13 protein-coding genes and 3 pseudogenes are annotated in these 18,440 nt (G+C 43.8%); 4 read left to right on the forward strand and 12 right to left on the reverse strand.

Annotated elements, in window-relative coordinates:
• Positions 1-240: pseudogene (locus CD000_RS08275) on the reverse strand (IS982 family transposase); the annotation flags it as partial.
• A gap of 314 nt (positions 241-554) precedes the next feature.
• Here CD000_RS08275 and CD000_RS08285 point away from each other — a divergent pair.
• On the forward strand, positions 555-1,688 hold the full coding sequence (locus tag CD000_RS08285) for an IS4 family transposase (protein ID WP_096225429.1): 1,134 nt from the start codon (positions 555-557) through the stop codon (positions 1,686-1,688).
• Here CD000_RS08285 and CD000_RS08290 read toward each other — a convergent pair.
• From CD000_RS08290 to pxpB, 7 genes and pseudogenes are all read right to left on the reverse strand, one after another.
• Positions 1,658-2,499, reverse strand: a pseudogene (locus CD000_RS08290) (purine/pyrimidine permease). The gene CD000_RS08285 and the pseudogene CD000_RS08290 overlap by 31 nt on opposite strands.
• On the reverse strand, positions 2,441-3,232 hold the full coding sequence (locus CD000_RS08300) for a putative hydro-lyase (RefSeq protein WP_032099509.1): 792 nt from the start codon (positions 3,230-3,232) through the stop codon (positions 2,441-2,443). Before CD000_RS08300 ends, CD000_RS08290 begins: the two are co-directional and overlap by 59 nt.
• Before the next feature lie 18 nt (positions 3,233-3,250).
• Entirely contained in the window at positions 3,251-4,441 is a 1,191-nt protein-coding gene (locus tag CD000_RS08305; protein WP_096225432.1) for an NRAMP family divalent metal transporter, read from the reverse strand.
• A 235-nt stretch (positions 4,442-4,676) separates the two neighbouring features.
• Entirely contained in the window at positions 4,677-5,912 is a 1,236-nt protein-coding gene (locus tag CD000_RS08310) for an IS256 family transposase (RefSeq protein WP_096225433.1), read from the reverse strand.
• Positions 5,913-6,041: 129 nt separating this feature from the next.
• The gene (gene pxpA, locus CD000_RS08315) at positions 6,042-6,812 is read right to left on the reverse strand and encodes a 5-oxoprolinase subunit PxpA (RefSeq protein ID WP_096225434.1); all 771 of its coding nucleotides are present in this window, start codon (positions 6,810-6,812) and stop codon (positions 6,042-6,044) included.
• The gene (locus CD000_RS08320; RefSeq protein ID WP_096225435.1) at positions 6,787-7,824 is read right to left on the reverse strand and encodes a 5-oxoprolinase subunit C family protein; all 1,038 of its coding nucleotides are present in this window, start codon (positions 7,822-7,824) and stop codon (positions 6,787-6,789) included. Before CD000_RS08320 ends, pxpA begins: the two co-directional genes overlap by 26 nt.
• Positions 7,808-8,530 (reverse strand): 5-oxoprolinase subunit PxpB, encoded by a 723-nt coding sequence (gene pxpB / locus CD000_RS08325; RefSeq protein ID WP_096225436.1) that lies wholly within the window; start codon positions 8,528-8,530, stop codon positions 7,808-7,810. Before pxpB ends, CD000_RS08320 begins: the two co-directional genes overlap by 17 nt.
• A 577-nt stretch (positions 8,531-9,107) precedes the next feature.
• On the opposite strand from pxpB, the pseudogene CD000_RS18780 reads away from it, so the two are divergent.
• Positions 9,108-9,284 (forward strand): annotated as a pseudogene (locus tag CD000_RS18780) (IS110 family transposase); the annotation flags it as partial.
• Here the strand turns inward: CD000_RS18780 and CD000_RS18785 are convergent.
• Both CD000_RS18785 and CD000_RS08335 read right to left on the reverse strand, forming a co-directional pair.
• Positions 9,282-10,751 (reverse strand): IS5-like element ISGka1 family transposase, encoded by a 1,470-nt coding sequence (locus CD000_RS18785; RefSeq protein ID WP_198962532.1) that lies wholly within the window; start codon positions 10,749-10,751, stop codon positions 9,282-9,284. The pseudogene CD000_RS18780 and the gene CD000_RS18785 sit on opposite strands and share 3 nt — an antisense overlap.
• Before the next feature lie 66 nt (positions 10,752-10,817).
• Positions 10,818-12,260, reverse strand: a complete 1,443-nt coding sequence (locus tag CD000_RS08335; protein WP_233130416.1) for an SNF2-related protein — start codon at positions 12,258-12,260, stop codon at positions 10,818-10,820.
• A 144-nt stretch (positions 12,261-12,404) separates the two neighbouring features.
• Between CD000_RS08335 and CD000_RS08340 the strand changes: the two genes are divergently transcribed.
• Positions 12,405-13,592 carry an IS701 family transposase gene (locus tag CD000_RS08340; RefSeq protein ID WP_012748853.1) on the forward strand — a complete coding sequence of 396 codons (1,188 nt, stop codon included), beginning with the start codon at positions 12,405-12,407 and terminating at the stop codon, positions 13,590-13,592.
• Positions 13,593-13,799: 207 nt separating this feature from the next.
• On the opposite strand, the gene pglZ is transcribed toward CD000_RS08340, so the two are convergent.
• Complete coding sequence (gene pglZ, locus CD000_RS08345; RefSeq protein ID WP_096225437.1) at positions 13,800-16,352, reverse strand: BREX-1 system phosphatase PglZ type A; 2,553 nt, start codon at positions 16,350-16,352, stop codon at positions 13,800-13,802.
• A 108-nt stretch (positions 16,353-16,460) separates the two neighbouring features.
• On the reverse strand, positions 16,461-17,993 hold the full coding sequence (gene pglX / locus CD000_RS08350; protein ID WP_233130417.1) for a BREX-1 system adenine-specific DNA-methyltransferase PglX: 1,533 nt from the start codon (positions 17,991-17,993) through the stop codon (positions 16,461-16,463).
• 153 nt (positions 17,994-18,146) lie between these two features.
• On the opposite strand from pglX, the gene CD000_RS08355 reads away from it, so the two are divergent.
• A partial coding sequence (locus CD000_RS08355) for a DUF4277 domain-containing protein (protein WP_143425280.1) occupies positions 18,147-18,440 on the forward strand: 294 nt, incomplete at its 3' end.

The following is an 18,440-nucleotide window of genomic DNA, read 5'->3' on the forward strand; positions in this document are numbered from 1 at the left end:
GTTTGTGAACAAATTTCCCGTGACAAAACGATGCCACGCCCGTTCAGAAGTAAAACCGAGCAGCTTTCCTAAAAGATGAATGGCGATGATGACAGCGTCCTCTTGCTTGACCAAATGGCGATTTCGACGATGAAGATGCACCTGAATGCATGAAAGTTGAGCAGAAACAAAAACGAAAATGGCGGCATATTGCTTTTGAATCTTGGCCCGATCTGTAGTAAAATGAAAGTGCTCTTGCATAGGGATCCTCCTTTTTAATGGTTGGTTGCACTTTCATTTTAAGGGGATCCTCATGCAAGGGCTATTTTTATGCTTGTTTGAGTTTATCTAGCACCACGGGTGAAAAACATATTCGTTTATATATGAGCGGCAGAAAAACCATTAAGGAATTTTCGACTGGATTTATCATGATAAAGGATTATGTTTAAAACGCAAATTTGAAGCATTCCTGCAGGCGTGTTGATTATCCAATAAAATCCAAAGGGTATAGAAAAAAGAGCACCTTTCCTGTAGAATGTGAGTAGCGACACAAACAAACCCAGGAGGTGCTCTCTATGAACAAGCATACCACACTCCCGAATTTGATGCAAAAACTTGTTTCGGATGAAGAGATTCAACGGATTGCCGAAGCGGTTGGGGATCGTGATTCGTCTCGAACCTTTCCGTTGCGCGAGTGGATTCACTTCTTCCTGCTGGCCGCCATGCATCAATGGAAAAGCTTTCGCCACGGAGCCGATGTGGGGCCTCTGTATGGATTGCCGCGATTCCATTATTCCACAGTATCCAAGAAAGCGAAAGAAGTTCCCTATGACATCATGAAACGCTTGTTGGCGTTGATCATTTCCAAGTGCAACCGCCAAACCCGCCGTTCGCTTCGGTTTCCCAAACCGCTTCGGGTGGTGGATTCGACGACCGTCACGGTCGGGAAAAACCGCCTCCCATGGGCTCCGTATCACGGCGAACGCGCCGGAGTGAAGCTGCACGTCGCGTATTCGCCGGAATCCTTGCTGCCGGCAGACGTGGTGGAAACGACCGGACTGCGTCACGATGGCCCAGTGGGAGAACAGTTGACGAACGCTCAACAAGTGCTGGTGGAAGACCGGGCGTATTTCAAAATCGAACGCCTCGATCGATTTGTGGAGCAGCATCAGCTCTTTGTCATTCGAATGAAGGACAACATCGAACTTCATCAGAAAAAAAGCTTGAAACGCCTTTCCAGCACATCCTCATCGGTTCAAGCCGACTTCACGTGCCAGTTGGGGACGAAACAATGCCGCTCCACCAAGCGTCACCGGGTGGTGATCTTTCGAGATGCGAATGGCCGAGACATTCGGGTCGTGACGAACCTCTTCCATGCGTCTGCGGAAACCATTGCCGACATGTACCAACAACGTTGGACTGTTGAGGTCTTTTTCCGTTGGGTGAAGCAATATCTGAATGTCCCGACCTTGTTTGGCACGACGGAAAATGCGGTATACAACCAACTGTTTGCGGCGTTCATCGCGTATGTGTTGCTGCGATGGCTGTATGATCAAACCAAAAAAAAGACGAACGTCTCTCTTTCCTTCATTTCGTTCGTTCGCCGTTTTTTCTCTGGGCAGCTTCCTCTCGATTGGAAATCCGGGATGGCCGCTGCTTTGTTTGAGTATGCCCAAATTTATGGAAGACGTATATCTAATTTTGGATAATCAACACTCGTGATATTGACTAATAATAATAAAGTAACAAATATCGAAGTCGCAATAACCCCCGCATCTGCTTTCGGCATTCCCCATGCAAGCACTTCTGGGAGTTGAATCCATTTATCCAATTGAAATTCATGCGGTTCCGTCAGCTTGAATAAGGCAAACAGCCCCCATCCAATTAATATCCCAAATAATACAGAATAGCTGCTGACCCATTTTAAGCGGCTTTTAGAAAAAATAATGGTGATGACCGCCGTAAATATGGCGGTAACAGATACTCTCCAATCTATTCCAGGCCCCTTGTAGTCAACCCCTAATATCCCTTTGACAAATGGGCCGCTGATTTGGGCAACTAATAAAATAAAATAAGTTCCAGTGACAATAGGGGTAAAAAGCTTTTTAACATGTTGAATGATGTTGGAAACACTTAACAAAATGAACAAGAGACCGCTGATCATAAGACCAAGCTCAATGCTTTGTAAAACATCATTCGTTCCATTATTTGTTCCATTTAAACCTAAAAAACGAGGAAAACTCCCCGCCATAAAACAGCAGGACCTTCTGCAATAGGCATTCGGTGACCAAAAACACTTTGAATGATCGAAACGAGACCAATGACGAAAAAAGTTCTTTGTACAAAACCAGCTATTTCCCTTAGAGAAAGCCCGAAAGCCTCACCGATGGCTAACGGGGCGACCACACTCCCTGCTAAAATGAAAATGAACCATTGAATTGACGAAAATGTCAATTTCATGTTATAAAACCCCAAACTGTTCATCACGTAAATCGGTAATAAACATATGTCCTGGAGCATGGGTAATCATGATCTCCGGCTTCACTAGCATCGCGACCGCTTGAGGAGTAACTCCGCAAGCCCAAAACACAGGAATTTCTCCTTCCCGTATCGTCACAGGATCACCGAAATCAGGCTTATGAATATCCTTAATTCCAATACGATCCGGATTGCCTATGTGAATAGGGGCTCCGTGAACAGAAGGGAAACGGCTTGTCACTTGGACCGCCCTTACGACATCTTTCTCTGGAATAGGGCGCATACTGACAACCATCGGTCCTTCAAATCGTCCTGCTTTTACGCATGGAATATTGGTTTTGTACATCGGAACATTGCAATTTTCTTCTATATGCCGAACGGGAATGCCATTGTTGATCAAAGCATACTCAAACGTAAAACTGCATCCTATTAGAAACCCGACCATACTTTCATCCCAAAGATCAAGAATATCTGTTCTTTCTTCTGTTAATTCACCATTTCGATAAATTCGGTACTTTGGAAGATCCACGCGCAAATCAGCTTCCGGTGCCACTAAAGTAGGCACCCATGATCCAGGTTCAGTCACATCTAATACAGGACACGGTTTAGGATTGCGTTGGCAAAATAAAAGAAATTCAAACGCCAATTCTTTTGGCAAAACTACTAAATTAGCTTGAGTGTAGCCATTGGCTACACCCGCTGTTGGTTTCATCCACTCATTATTTCGTATCATTTCCCGAGCCTCCGCAGGACTCATTGTCGCAACAGAAGGCATCATGATCCCCCTCGATTCTTATTCAAATAGTTTTGGTATACCATCAATTAAAGAGTAAACACCCATATAAGCCATAGCGATCACAATAATAACGCCAAAAATGGTCATCCATAATGGATGTTTGTAATCTCCGACAATTTTTGTTCTGTATGCCGCCACTAACATCACGCCTAAAGAAATTGGTAAGATCAGGCCGTTTAATGAGCCTACTAAAATTAAGATTTTCACTGGTCTTCCGACTAAAATGAAAACTAATGTTGAAATGGCAATGAATCCGATAATAATCCACTTGTGGTACTTTTCCAAAATTGGATGAAAGGTACGAATAAATGAAACCGATGTATACGCGGCACCTACAACGGAAGTAATGGCTGCTGCCCACATAACCACTCCGAATATTTTGTAACCAATATTGCCTGCAGCTAATTTAAATACGGATGCCGGAGGGTTAGAAGGATCAAGGGTTAACCCTTGCGCGACAATACCTAAAGATGCCAAAAATAAGAAAATTCGCATAATAGACGCAATACCGATTCCTGAAATCGAACTACGGGTCACCTCAGGAAGTGCTTCCTTTCCTTTTATTCCAGCATCCAATAAGCGGTGCCCGCCCGAAAACGTAATATATCCTCCAACCGTTCCGCCAACAAGTGTAACAATAGCAAGAATATCGATCGTATCTGGAACAAAGGTTTTTACCACTGCTTCTCCGATAGGTGGCTTAGCTGTAAACATCACATATAACGTTAGAGCAATCATGACAAAACCCATTAATTGAGCGAAGCGATCCATAATTTTTCCAGCTTCCCGTACGATAAAAATAGCGATCGCGACGATTCCGCTTAATAATGCCCCCATTTCTGGAGAAATCCCAAATAATACGTTGGTTCCTAATCCAGCACCGGCAATGTTTCCAATGTTAAAAGCTAGACCACCGGCGACAATAAGTGCAGCAAGAAAATATCCCAATCCCGGCAATACTTCGTTGGCAATATCTTGAGCTCTTTTTTCTGCGACCGCCATAATGCGCCAAATGTTCATTTGTGCTCCAATATCAATAATTATGGACATTAAAATAACAAATCCGAAGCTTGCTGCAAGCGCTTGTGTGAAGTGCGTCGTTTGTGTCAAAAATCCAGGACCGATGGCCGAAGTAGCCATCAAAAACGCCGCACCTAAAAGTACACTTATATTCTTTTTTTGTTGCATTTTCTATCCCCCCTAAGAACCTAGGTCAAGTCCAAATTATTGTGTAAATTCCCCTTTGATAGACAACATGGACCTGATGACTTGACGTATGGTAGGTAAGACCGGAAAGTCTCCCTGCCGGTCGCCTTCCCGGACAAATGATCATGTTGTCAAGGAACAGGCGTGTCAAGGAGCTTTCGCGGCATATCCTCGCTTCGCTCCGGTATTCCACGTTCTCCTTGACACGGCGTAGAGGTTATCCCACTCTCTTGATCGCCGGAACCTCCTGATTCACCGATCGGACTCCTTGCTCTTTCGTTTTCCGCCACTGCCAATATTCAGCCATATCCAAGTATTTGCGCCCTGACATCCATTTTTCATCGATTTCGATCAACACGGCACCAACGAGGCGATACACCGATTCCCGGTTCGGAAAGATGCGGATGACCCGTTCTCTGCGGCGAATTTCTTCGTTCAGCCGTTCCACTCCGTTGGTCGTGCGCAGGCGCCGCCGGTAACGGTCCGGATAGTCCAATACGGCGGTGGCGTCTTCGAATCCCTCTTCGAGGATTTGCATGGCTTTTGGGGCTTTTTCTTCCCATTTGGCCAGCACTTGTTCCAATAACAGCCGGGCCGTTTGCTTATTTGGAGCATGAAGAATCCCACGAATCTCCTCGAGCAAGGCATCCTGCATATACTTTGGTGCGGCATCGAGGATATTACGAATAAAATGTGTCTGGCATCGTTGCCATGTAGCGCCTTGGAAATGCTTTTCAATGGCTTGCACCAGCCCACCGTGCTGATCCGAGATGATCAAGTCCACTCCCCGGAGTCCCCGGTCTTTCAGCCATCCGAAGAACTCGCTCCAGCTGGACTCCGATTCACTGTTTCCGATTTGCAGGCCAAGAATTTCTCGATATCCTTCCTCATTCACTCCTGTAGCGATCAACACGGCTCTGGAGCGTACTCGTCCATCCTCCCGGACTTTCGTATAAATAGCATCTACTAGCACAAACGGATACACGTGTTCATGAAGGGAACGATAATTCCAGTCTTGGATAATCGGATCCAGTCCCTTGCACAGTGAGGAGACCGTGGATTTGGAAAACGAAGTGCCGCATAATTCCTCCGTGATTTGAGTGATTTTTCGGGTAGACACCCCGTTTACCACCATTTCCATTAGTGCCAGTACCAGTGCTTGTTCGCTCCGTTGATACCGTTGGAACAGTTCCGTAGAGAACTCCCCATCTCTTGTCCGTGGAACGCGCAAGGTCAACCGTCCTACCCGGGTCGTCAGCTGGCGTGGATACGAACCGTTTCGATAGCCTTTTCGTTCTTCCGTTCGTTCATAACGGCGAGCTCCCAGCTGTTCTTCTACTTGTGCCTCGAGGATTTGATTGAGGACTTGTTCCAATAGCTTAGCTAATCCCTCATCTCTGGTGAATAACCCGTGCAAAAGTTCATCATTTAGGGTAATATGATATTGAGCCATGGTTGCATTCCTCCTTATGTTTGGTGTTTTTGGTCCACTGTTTATTCTACCAAAGGGGAAGCAACATGGCTCTTTTTCTATTTCCCTTTTTACACAATTATATGGACTTAACTAAGAACCTATGAATCTTTATTTTAGAAAATCACCAAGTTTTGTAACTGTAATATTGGCTTCCTTCAACGCTTCACGTATGTATTTTGCAAAGTCTAGTGCATGTTCCCCATCTCCGTGTATGCAGATCGTATCAGCTTGAATCGATACATCTTTCCCTTGAAGAGATGTAACTTTCCCTTCTTTTACCATACGAATAACTTGCCGGCAAGCTACGTCATGGTCTTTGATGAGAGCATTCGCTTCCCGTCTTGATGTTAAGGACCCATCCTCTTGGTAAGTGCGGTCAGAGAACACTTCACTAGCGGTTTTAAGGCCGATTTTTTTTCCCGCTTTGACAAGCTCTCCACCCGCTAGTCCTAACAAGATTAATTCTGGATCTACTTTATAAACCGCTTCTGCAATGGCTTGAGCAATCGCAGCGTTTTTAGCGGCAATATTATATAATGCTCCATGCGGCTTTACATGCTGAAGCTTTCCACCTTCAGATTTTACAAATGCATATAAGGCGCCAATTTGATACACAACAATGTCGTAAGCTTCCTGAGGAGTAATATCGATGTTTCTTCTACCAAATCCCAATAAATCTTGAAATCCGGGATGAGCGCCAATTCCGACGTTTTTTTCAAGGGCTAAACGGACTGTTTTCCTCATCGTTGACGGATCGCCCGCATGGAAACCACAAGCGATATTGGCTGATGTAACATAATCTAAAATTTCTTCGTCTCTCCCCATTTTATAAGCGCCAAAGCTCTCTCCCATATCACAGTTCAAATCGACAACATGCATGTTGCATTTCTCCTTTCCATTTTATTGATAATGCTCGTTTCAATTGTTGGATCTCTCTTTCCCTTTCTAAATAAAGTCTTTGTGCTTCTTCATGAGAAACTTTAACAAACTTTATTTTGTCACCCGGTTTTAATTGGGCGATGTATGGTAAATCCACGGTGGCAACTTGTCCGATTTTCGGATAACCGCCTGTCGTTTGCCGGTCAGCTAGAAGCACAATTGGATTTCCATCAGGCGGAACTTGAATAGTACCAAAATTCACGGCTTCCGAAATCATTTCTTCCGCGGATGTTAACGACAAAATGGGGCCTTTCAAACGATATCCCATCCGGTCGGATTGGGTTGTAATTTCAAATGGTTCACGAAAAAAACTTTTTTGACTTTCTTTTGAAAATAGTTGGTATTGTCTCCCCCTTATTACCCGAATGGAAGGAATTTTATTAGAAATAGGAATAAATTCAGCAGATACCGACCATTTCGTTGCTACAAACTTTTGATCTCCTATTTTTGTAGAAAAATCATGAATCATTTGGACCGATCGATTATTAGGGGGAGATAATTTTAACTCGTCACCGGTCTTTAATGGACGTCCTTTAAATCCGCCGATGCCCGCTCTAAGGTAGGTGGAAGCACTCCCCATCACACGCGGAACATCGAATCCTCCCGCAACAGCTAGATAGCTTCGGCAGCCTGCTTTACATTGTCCAAAACGAAGCTGACTACCTTTCTTTACAAGAACTGGTCGCCATAATGGAACAAATTTTCCATCAATAGAAGGCGATAAATCTCCTCCGCAAATAGATATTAGTGTATCTCTTTCAAATTCAATAACAGGACCTACCATTGTTATTTCTAAAGTAGGGGCATTTTCTTCGTTACCAACTAATAGATTTGCAATTCTGTGTGACAGTGAATCCATTACCCCGCTTACAATCACTCCAAATTTTTGAAAACCGTATCTTCCTAAATCTTGAATGGTCGTAAGGAGGCCCGGCTTAATGATTTTTATCACTGACGTCCTCCTTCCATTGTTTGTATTCTTCTATAGTGATGGGTTTAAATCGGATTTTATCCCCCGCCTTTAATAAGCTAGGTGATTTGTCATCAGGACGAAACAGCTTTATCGGTGTTCGGCCAATAAGCTGCCATCCCCCTGGCGTTTCGATCGGATAAATACCGGTCTGTTTACCAGCAATGCCAACAGAACCGGCAGGAATTTTTAATCGCGGAGATTCTCTTCGCGGTGTGGCAATTTTCTCCGACATGCCTCCTATGTATGGAAATCCAGGGGCAAATCCGATCATATACACTAAATAATCACCGCTGGAATGGATATGAATGACTTCTTCAGGCGTGAGACCATTATATTCCGCAACATATTCCAAATCAGGACCTAGCTCTCCCCCGTAACAAACTGGAATCTCCACGATCCTTTCAGATGAAAATTCACCGATCTTAAGTGATTCCAATAAGGGTTTCAATTGCCCACAAACGTAATCATACGGGAGTGTATAAGAGCTAAAATCCGAAATCTTTAACGGATCATAAAACACAGTTACTGTTGTAAATGCAGGAACATATTCGATCATCCACTCGAATGGCTGTCCATCAAACAAGGTTGTAACCATGTTTACCTTTTGATGAGTCTCTAAATTAATATCTTCGCCCAGTTCAATTATTACTGCGTTATCACCCAATGGATGAAAACGATAGTCCATTTTTACAACTCCTAACCATTTTCGAAAATAAGCAAAATCTTACTTTTTATATTAACATTTAGGCTCTTCACCACAACATGTACTTGACAAGCAATACGGTTTCCTGCACAAAGATATGCAAAAAGTGCTGATTTTCCCTCACAAGCGTAAATAGGGTATGTTCAGAAAAAATCAAGTACAACTTTTAGTGAAGATCCAACATTTATTAATTTTTACATAATTATGTATTATAATAATATTTCATTTTATTTCACCTAGCAATATGGAATAATGATTGATTCTGGCGCGAAGATAATTTCACAAAAAACATCCATGAGTAAATTTTACTCCCCACCCAGGCATGAAAATCCATCTCTCCTTCCATAATGGAGGATGAACGCAAACAGTTTGGAAAGACGTGCTTTTTAATGGTGGTTCGACCCTGTACAAAAAACTGTTTGAGTCCATTTTGAGTCCATTTGGTGTTCCACCCATTGTAAGCCCTTTTCATTTGGAAAAGGTGACTACGAACAGAAAAATGCCTAACGAACAAGTGGACTCACTGTTTGCGAATTCATCAATGGAAGGAGTCCGGATCATGGATGTGCTTTATCATCGTTGCGCAGGTTTAGATGTTCATGCCAAAACGATTGTCGTTTGTGCGCTTTGGGGAGAAGGAGACCACATTCAAAAGGAGATCGAAACGTTTTCGACGTTTACCAAAGACTTGTTTCGCCTCCTGAAATGGCTCGAGGATCGAGAAATCACTCATCTAGAAGGCCGGTGAATTAATGGGGCATAGACTTTCCACATGTCGAATTTTGGAGGCCATTCTCCCCGCCGTTTGGCGCCAAAGGATGGGAAGACGAGCAGGACTTCCTGCTCCCAATTCCGGTTTTGCGCACGCCAAAGAGCCGGTCCCCCCTCGTTTTTTTCGAAACCGGCACAATCGCTTCAGATTTTGCACGACGGCGGTCAACAGCGCCTGTTCTTCCATGGCGTAAAGGCCCCGGCTTCGGGCCCGGTCCAGCCCGTGACATTCCTTCCCCTCGGCGAACACATGCTCACAACGCGTGCGAAGGGCTTGAATGGATCGATAGCCGCCCTGTTGCTGAATGAGCCTCGCTTGATTGCGAATCTGAACGTCTCGGACTTTCGCCTGGCGCTTTGCTTCCTGAGCGGGATCCTTCGCCCGGCGCTTCCAGGTTGGAATCTCCTCCATCTCCTTGCGGCGCAACGGCACGAGCGGTGTGATGCCTTGAACGAAGAGCGCTTCCAGATACTCGGTGGTGCCATACGCTTTGTCCGCAGACAAGGTCCGAATCGTAATCGACGGGTGGCGAAACTGAATCGAAGCCAGCTGCTCCAAACTCGTCTCCCGTTCCGCCGTTCCAGTGGCGAGGCTGGCCCGTCTGGATAAAATCACGCGCGACTGGACATCGATGACGTCGTGCACCAGATACCGAGGATACGCTTCCTGCCCTTTGCCTTTCTTGTACAACCGGGCATCCGGATCCGTCACGCTTCGATGGGTCCGGTTGGAAAACGTGGCTCCACGGAAGTTTCCCCGTTCTTCGGCATGGACGCGTTCCCCTGATTTTGGAGACGGAGAGGGTGGGTCGTCATCCGGATCCCGGGCCTCGGTCTGTTCATCTTCCCGGGCAGTGCGGGCCAGATAGTCTTCCAACGTCTCCACCGGAGCGAGCTTGACCTCCCGCAAGCTGTGGATCGAGGCATTCGCCCGCACTTGGGTGCCGTCAGCCGCCGCATGGACATCCGGCGAGACCAACCCCGCCGCGATGCATTGATCCACCACATAGGTCATCAGCCGGTCAAAGATTCCATGTTGGCGCCAGCGTTTCCGTGTTTTGACGAGCGTCGTTCGATCCGGCAGTGTGGGGTGATGAGGATCCGGATGGAGCACGGATTCAAAGTCGAGACCGCAAAACCACAAGTATCCGGCATGCATGGGGAGGATCTCATACAACTCCCGCTCAGAGTGGTCGAACAAATACGAGAGCAGCATTAGGCGAAGCAGCCGTTCCGGATCCGCCGCCGGGCGACCCGTTTTTTCCGTGTACAGGGGAGCCACCCAATCGTGAATGACGGAAAAGTCAACCGCTTCGTTGATTTGGCGCAAGATATGATGTGGAGGAACCAGTTCTTCCATGTCGATGACTTGAAACAGACGAGGCTGAGTCGAAGGGTTTTTGGGGGCTTTCATGATCCGCTCACGCTCCATTCTAACGATTTTTCTTCTTTTTTCGACATAAGCCCTCCTAAATCCCTGCCTCAGGGTGTACTTTTTTCACCGGCCTTCTAAATAATGCAGCGTATCCGTCGACTCGGTGAAAATGAGAATTTTTTCTCCTTTTTGCAACAATCCCTCTGCACCAAATAAAGTCTTTTCTAACTCCATCCATTTACGTTCTACACCATGTTCGCGAAGATAGCTTGAGTAATCTATTAATTTTTTTAGCTCCTCTATTTCTAACTCTAATTCTGCTAGGTCAATGGCATCCACACACGTCTCGCTTTTCATCTCAAAAACTTCTTGTTCCTCTAACGTTGCCTCTTCATACTCATCAACGAATACTTCTTCCGATGGAATCATTTGTTTTTGCTTCGCTTCCTCCAGCAAATTCATCAATCGATGATAACGGCGTTCCAACGATAAATGAATCGCTTCAATTGAAGAACTTAATCGCCTTTGCAATAGCATCATCGCAAACGCCGTACTATTATTTCCCCGATTAATGGCGCGATTAAAATGTTCTTTGACGTATTGAGTCACCGCTTCATACAGCTTTAATTCTTGTTCTGATAAATGGTATGTAATCGTTTTTGTTGTTCGTTTCGGAAATAAAGGAGTTCCGTCAAAATACTTTAAATGCTCTTTCAGTCGGCGAATAATAAACGGATTTGTTTTATCACGCAACGTTTCTTTTATACCGATGGAAGAAAAAATATCAGGGTCAATAAGCCGCATTAAATGACGAAAATTTTCGACATCTCCTTTATGAGGAGTAGCCGTTAACAACAAACAATGATCGCTATGCCGCAAGATGATTTCTCCAAGTTGATACAGTTTTGTGCGTTTTGTTTTCTTTTTCTTTACTCCTGATGTATATGCCGCCATTTTATGCGCTTCATCCACAATCACAAGATCAAAATCCGCCTCGATGACAAGATCTCTGACATCATCTCGCGCAGCCCAATAAAGGGACGTAATGACACAGTTATTTTCGACAAACGGATTTTTGCCGCTGTATTCGTTTAATGTCGAGCGGGTAACAATAAGGAAATCTTCATTAAACTTTTCTTTTAGTTCTTGCTGCCATTGTTTCAATACTAGCGGCGGAACGAGTATTAAAATTCGATTGGCGCTTTGTCTCGCCTTTAATTCTTGAATTAGCATCCCAGCCATAATCGTCTTTCCCGCACCTGGATCATCCGCCAGTAAAAACCGCACCGAAGGCACGCGAAGCATTCTTCCGTATACCGCTTCAATTTGATGAGGCAAAGGGATCAGATGCTGATTCCCTAACGCGCGCGTTTTTGAAAATCTTTTATCGACAACGAATTCAAAGTAACGTAAATAGTCTTGCAATTCTTCCGAAGAATACGTTTTTTTCTTTGATGTATTGATAATTTCAATGTTGGCTAGTTGTTCCGGGAGAATAATGACTTGGTAATACTTGCTCGTATTCTTCCCATAAGCCTCCACTTGATAAAATTGATTTTGAATCATCGTACAATTTTTTATTTCTACTACTGTAGATGAGCAAATTCACTGACATAAATTGACAACTAAACAAAAAAGGAGACATGAACCGGACTCCTTGGGTAAAATAGATGTGTTCAAAACCCATTCACACAAGGAGGTTCATGTCTCATGAATAGATTAGCACATCACCAAGGAATCCACAAGTTTTTCTTCACGCTGGGGTTGACGCTGCAGCTTTCCAAACCGGTCATCAAGCATCTCATTCATATTGTCGATGCCTTGACCACCAAGGGATTCTCGGGAACATTGACTGATATTCATTACTGGAGCTTTCATCCGAATCATCGAACGACGCTCAGTCACTTTTTCACGAAAAGCCCTTGGAACGAGGAAAGGCTGCTTGGGAAGCTTCAAGAGTGGATCCTTTCCCAGGTCGAACGACTGGCCAAACGGAAGAATCAACCCCTTTTTGTTTCGATTGATGATACGATTTGCCAAAAAACAAAGCCTTCGTCACGGGCTGTGCACGCCATTCAAGGGTGCGACTGGCACTACTCGCATAAAGATCATCAATCGGTCTGGGGGCATTCGCTCGTTTGGCTGATGGTGCACACCTTCACGCAGGCGTTCCCATTTGCGTTCCGCCTGTATGACAAGAAAGCGGGAAAAAGCAAGATCGACCTGGCGATCGAGATGCTTTCCTCGCTCAAGGTGAAGCGGGCTCAGCCGGTGTATGTGCTCATGGATTCGTGGTATCCGTCCAAAAAGCTCATCGAAGCCTGTCTGAAACAGGGATTCCATGTCATCGCGATGCTCAAGACGAACCGGATTCTCTACCCGAAAGGCATCGCCATCCAAGCCAAGCAGTTTGCCCGCTATATCGAGTCCAAAGACACCCGCCTCGTCACGGTGGGGCAGGAGCGTTATCGCGTGTATCGCTATGAGGGGGCCATCCATGGCCTCGATGACGCGGTGGTGCTGCTGGCTTGGAAGGCGGATCAGCCGATGGCGCCGGAACATCTTCATTGCATCTTGAGCACCGACCGGGAACTCGGGGACGAAGACATCTTGCGTTACTACGCCCAGCGCTGGACGATCGAGTGCTTTTTCCGGCAGGCGAAAGATCAACTGAAGCTGGATGGATACCGCGTTCGCCACATTCGGGCGGTGAAACGGTATTGGGCGGTGGTGCTGTTGGCCTGCGTGTACAGCATCGCCGAATCCCGACAAAACCTCTCCACCGGGCTGGAGCTTCTTCGGTCGCGGAAAGACCACAGCGTCGTCGAGTTCATTTATGACGCTGCGAAGCAAGATATTCCCATTGATGTGATCAAAAAACAGCTCCGTATCGCGTAAGGGGTACCCTGTTTGTCTCTCTAACCATGGAAATTATTGTAATGAAAAATGCTCATCTACAGTTCTACTACTTCCGGCCATAAAGGTCCTTTGACAATATCCCCAACTTGTATCATATTGCTCCCCCTACGTTTGCTCCATTTCTCCTTTATTATAGCAAAATAAAGCAGCCTTTCTGGGTATATGTGACCAGAAAGGCTTACTTGATCATTCAATACTATACAGCTTCAACTCGAATTCCTCTTCGGCATACAGCTCTGTGGTACGTCCTGATACGTCCTCTAAGCGTAAAACGCATATTTCTCCCATTCGATACCGGTCTTCTAAAAGATGAAACACCACTTCTATTTGCCGTTCTGAAACTTCCCCAGTGGAATCAAAAGTAATCGTTACCTCATTCGAAATTCGCTCGTTATTGCGGTAAAACGCTGCACGCAACGTTCGCGGTTGCCGCTCAGATGAGACTTTTTCCTCTTGGAAAAATGGAACAATAAATCGGTAACTCGTAATGACTTTTTGAATCAAAGCAACCTGTACGTTTACCCGTTCCGCTTCAGATTTACGAGCTTTTCCTTTTATTTGCCGATATTCGATTAACGGAATAATGCTTTCTTGCGGCATTGCACCGCCATGAACAAACCGCAATCCGCCACCGGCAGTAAAGCGATTCAGCCCCTTTGCAATGACCGCTTCACAATCCACACCTAAATAATCGAGAGAAACTTTGATCGCGCCAACAGGGACCGTTAAGTTTTTCCCTATCGCAAAACGTCGATTCCCGTCATAGATCTCGCCTTTTAAACTTTCTGTCTTTTGAAATTGCTCGACTTGGGAAGTTTGATATAAAAAGCCGTGATCACTTGTTAGAAATATACGAACAGCTTCATACGTACCTGTTAATTTGCGAACGGCTGCTTTTATCCGTTCTAACGCATTTTCGACTGCTTCATACGTATATGCTTCTGTTTTGCTCGAATCGCCAATCGCGTCAATGGCATCATGATACAAATAGACAACACGCTTGCCGCGAATATACTCTTGTCCTTCGTCTTTAGTTAATTGAATGAAGTCCTCCATTTTTAAAGCAATGGAATCCACTTCATACATTTGCAAAATGTTATTCCGGTTTTGCAAGCCTTTCGTAGAAAGATCATTCACATAAATTGTGCCATCTTCTTTTATTCCCGTAATCTTTCCGGGAAGCAATGCCGCCATTCCTAATTGCGTATAAGTAGGAAGCGTTGCCTGCATCGGGATGATTTTCACTTCTGTGTTTAAACGCTGTTGAAACTCTTCTAACAATTGCATTCCTATTTCATAACGAAGCGCATCGGAAATAATGACAAAAATACGCTCCCGTGTCGCCTCTAACAATGGCCGTATAAAATGTTGATAAAAATTTTTTTGTTGCATGACATTTGGAATGTTCCATTGTTTGCTGAGTCTTGTTTCCAACATGTGATCTGTATGTGCCGCTAACGTCATTAAATACTTATTCTCATACCAGAATGTTACTCTTTCTATTAATTGTTCGTAACGTTCCAAATTCGTTCCTTTTCTATACAGAAGATAAATATGGCGATAAAGTTGGTCGATACGGTAATACTTTTCTGTATACAACGAAAACCATTCTTGTTCGTTTTTCGGTGCATCATCTCGTTCAAAAATGATTTTCCATTCATAAAAATCAAGTATTTTCTCCAACAATTCATACTCTTGTGCAAAATGCGCTTGATACCAATAACCTTTCCTTCGTTCCGCCAAAATACTTTTCCATTCGTTCACAAGAACCGTTTCATTTAATAATAATTCATGCAAAGCATCCAGCACTTTTCGTTCGATAATCGGGAACGTAAAACAACGAATGAACGCCTGATACGTATGCGTTTCTACTAATTGCGGCACATTCCACTTTTGTTCCAGTTCCAACAAAATCGTTTCTAATACTTCACGTTCGTCCGATTTCAACCAATCATCGATAAATACTTTACAAATATTTGGAACGCTACAAGGATAATGAACATGTAATACACCTTCATCGATATTGGAAGCAACATGCTGATAAACAATTGTTTCGATAATATGAGATAGACGGTGTTCTTCTTTCGGTGAGACGCCAAAATAATCTTCGATTAACTCGAAAAACAGATTGACATCTAAATACTTGCCCATTTGCATGAGCGCTTCATTATCATCCGACATTCCGCCTTTTTTTGCGACGACGCTTTTCAATAACTCCTGTGGATGGATGCTTTTCGCATCACATAATACAGCCATCATCGTTTGCTTTACATCATTTGCATTTGGGTTATTCGGAAGCAGCTTTTTAAATTTGGAAACTCGTTGCTTGTTTTTAAAAAACGCCCAATGCTCCTCTATAAACGGTCGAATCGCTAAATGATCAATGCGAAGTTCTTTCATCATAATCGCGATTTCATCTGCTTGAAATTCTCCATATTTGCCGCTGTAAAGAAGGATATCTAATAAAAAGTTATCCTCATCTTTCGGTTTGGCAAATGGAGCGTATATTAAATACGAATTTTCCGTGTCCTCGAGTTCCAACAATACTTTTGTCTGGAACGCGTTGTGATCATTCAATTTCCAAACTTTGATTCCCTTTTCATTCAACGCTTGTTCTATTTCTGCTAAATCGCGCTCCTCACTTTGCACATCATACCAAAAGACAATTGCACGATTCGCACCAATATTTTCTGTAAGCTGTTTTTCGAATAGTCGCAGTAACTCTTGAACAATATCCATATCTTACACCAACTCTCAATGTATTTCTTTTCCCTATTTTAAAGAAAGACAATCCAATGGCAAGTGAAAAAATGGATAGGGGGCTTCCCCCTATCCATTTTGCAGCGGTTATTTTATTTTCGCAAGGATCGTTTTTAATTTCTCGTAGTTCACAACCACTCCATCATCTAAATCTAAGGCAATGCGTTGATTGGCAAGTTCCGCTAATTTTTTATCGAATTCAACAAGCTCTTCCTGCTGAGCTCTAATTTGTTTCAATTGCTTCTCGTAGCGCTTTTTCATCGCAGAAGATAAATCCGGATTGATAAGGTCTTGCTCGAGACGTTTTTGCTCTTGACGAAGTTTTTCTTGTAAGTTTTGTACGTACGTAAAGCGCATTGTTGCTAATGTTTCTGGCGTGTAACGGTGTAAGTAAAATAACGCACGGAAACCTTTTTTCGAACCAGACTCAACCATCCAATAAATCGGACGTTTTTGGTAAATTTTACAATGATCATCATAAAACTCATCAAAGAAATAACGACGCAACCGTTCCGTTGATGTTTCATTACTTTTCATCGTTAATGACTCCGCTAACCAACGAAGATTTTCCGCTAACGTATCTTCGCCGAACATAATGATTAATAGCTCTTGCAAACGACTGATGACATCATCTTCAAAATAAGCTGTTTCCGTCAATGGAATGATGCCATCTTTATCAGGCTGGAATGTTTTATACTTCGAGGCATCCCATTCACCACCTGCATACGCAAGGCCTTCGACATCCAACGAATAACGCCCCATCATCAGACCGATGCAGTAAGATAAGAACGATTTCGCATCACGGACACGATCCGCGCGGCGGACGGTTACTTCCTCATCCGGCACTTCTGGTGTCAATTCATCTTCTAATCCATATAGTTCAATAAAAATACGGTTCAGTTCTTCCTCATTTTTCTTTAGCTGCTGGAACTGCTTTTCCGCATGGTCTGCCCAGTTGGCGTAACATTCCTCTAACGTCTTTGCTTCTCCGCGATATGTGAGGAATGGGTGCTTTTTGAAATCCCATGAGATTTCGAAGGAGTCCCAATCTTCCTTCGTATTTTGTATACACGATACCACAATCTCATCTATTTTAGTATTATTAATTATATTTTTGTGGAATGGTAATAAAGATATATTACCTGATTGAAAAGTTAAAGTAGGATTAATATAGGTTGCAAAAGCTTGTGCTACATTACTATTTAAAAACGCTAGCATTTTTAAAGTTATTTCTTTATCAGGAAAACAAACCCCCGAAGCGCTTTCAAAGAAAAAACCCTCATTCATTACTCTGAAAGACGGCTTATTTGTTGTGATACGGGACCAGCTTATTCCACTTCTAAACAAATAATTTTCATTTCGTATAGTAGCTCTTCCTGTACTTTTAATGTCTTCTCCATTATTAAGCCAGTTTATAACATATATTTGATTACCGTACCATTTTCTATAACTGCCACCTTTTAAACAAGGTTTCCATTTCCCCCTAAAAGAGGATATTTCAATTTCATGCCAAAGTCTTAAAAACTTTTGGTTATCTCCTATTGTAGATCCTTGTTTAAATTGCGCAAAATTACTAACTTGTGGATTACTTTTAAAAATATTACTAATGGTAGTACTCATCCAATACGCAATTGGTGATCCAGCTATAGCGTTAAATTGATTTTGATTAACAACTCACATTTCGCACCCTCTCGACGAAAATCGGGAGGATTTTTTCGTTCCGATGTCGAATGAATCCTTGACACACAAGGAACGTAAAGGAGTTTTTCTCTTATGAACGTTCAAGTCAAAAAGGTCTATCGCAATCATTATTTGAATATAATAAGTGCCCTATTCAAGAAACTGGGCCTGCCCCAATTGATTGACCATCTCGTTCCCGTTGATCCACAGTGCCAGACTCGAGTCAGCGATGCCGTTCAGGCCATCATCTACAATATGTTTGACGGCCGGCAAGCCCTCGTTCACGTGGAACGATGGGCTCAGGAGATCGATCTAGAGAAACTCATCCGTCCCGGTCTCCATCCTTCCTGGTTGAACGACGATGCCTTGGCTCGTCATCTCGACCGC

The organism is Geobacillus sp. FJAT-46040 (assembly GCF_002335725.1).
In the GTDB taxonomy this organism is placed as follows: Bacteria; Bacillota; Bacilli; order Bacillales; family Anoxybacillaceae; genus Geobacillus; species Geobacillus thermoleovorans.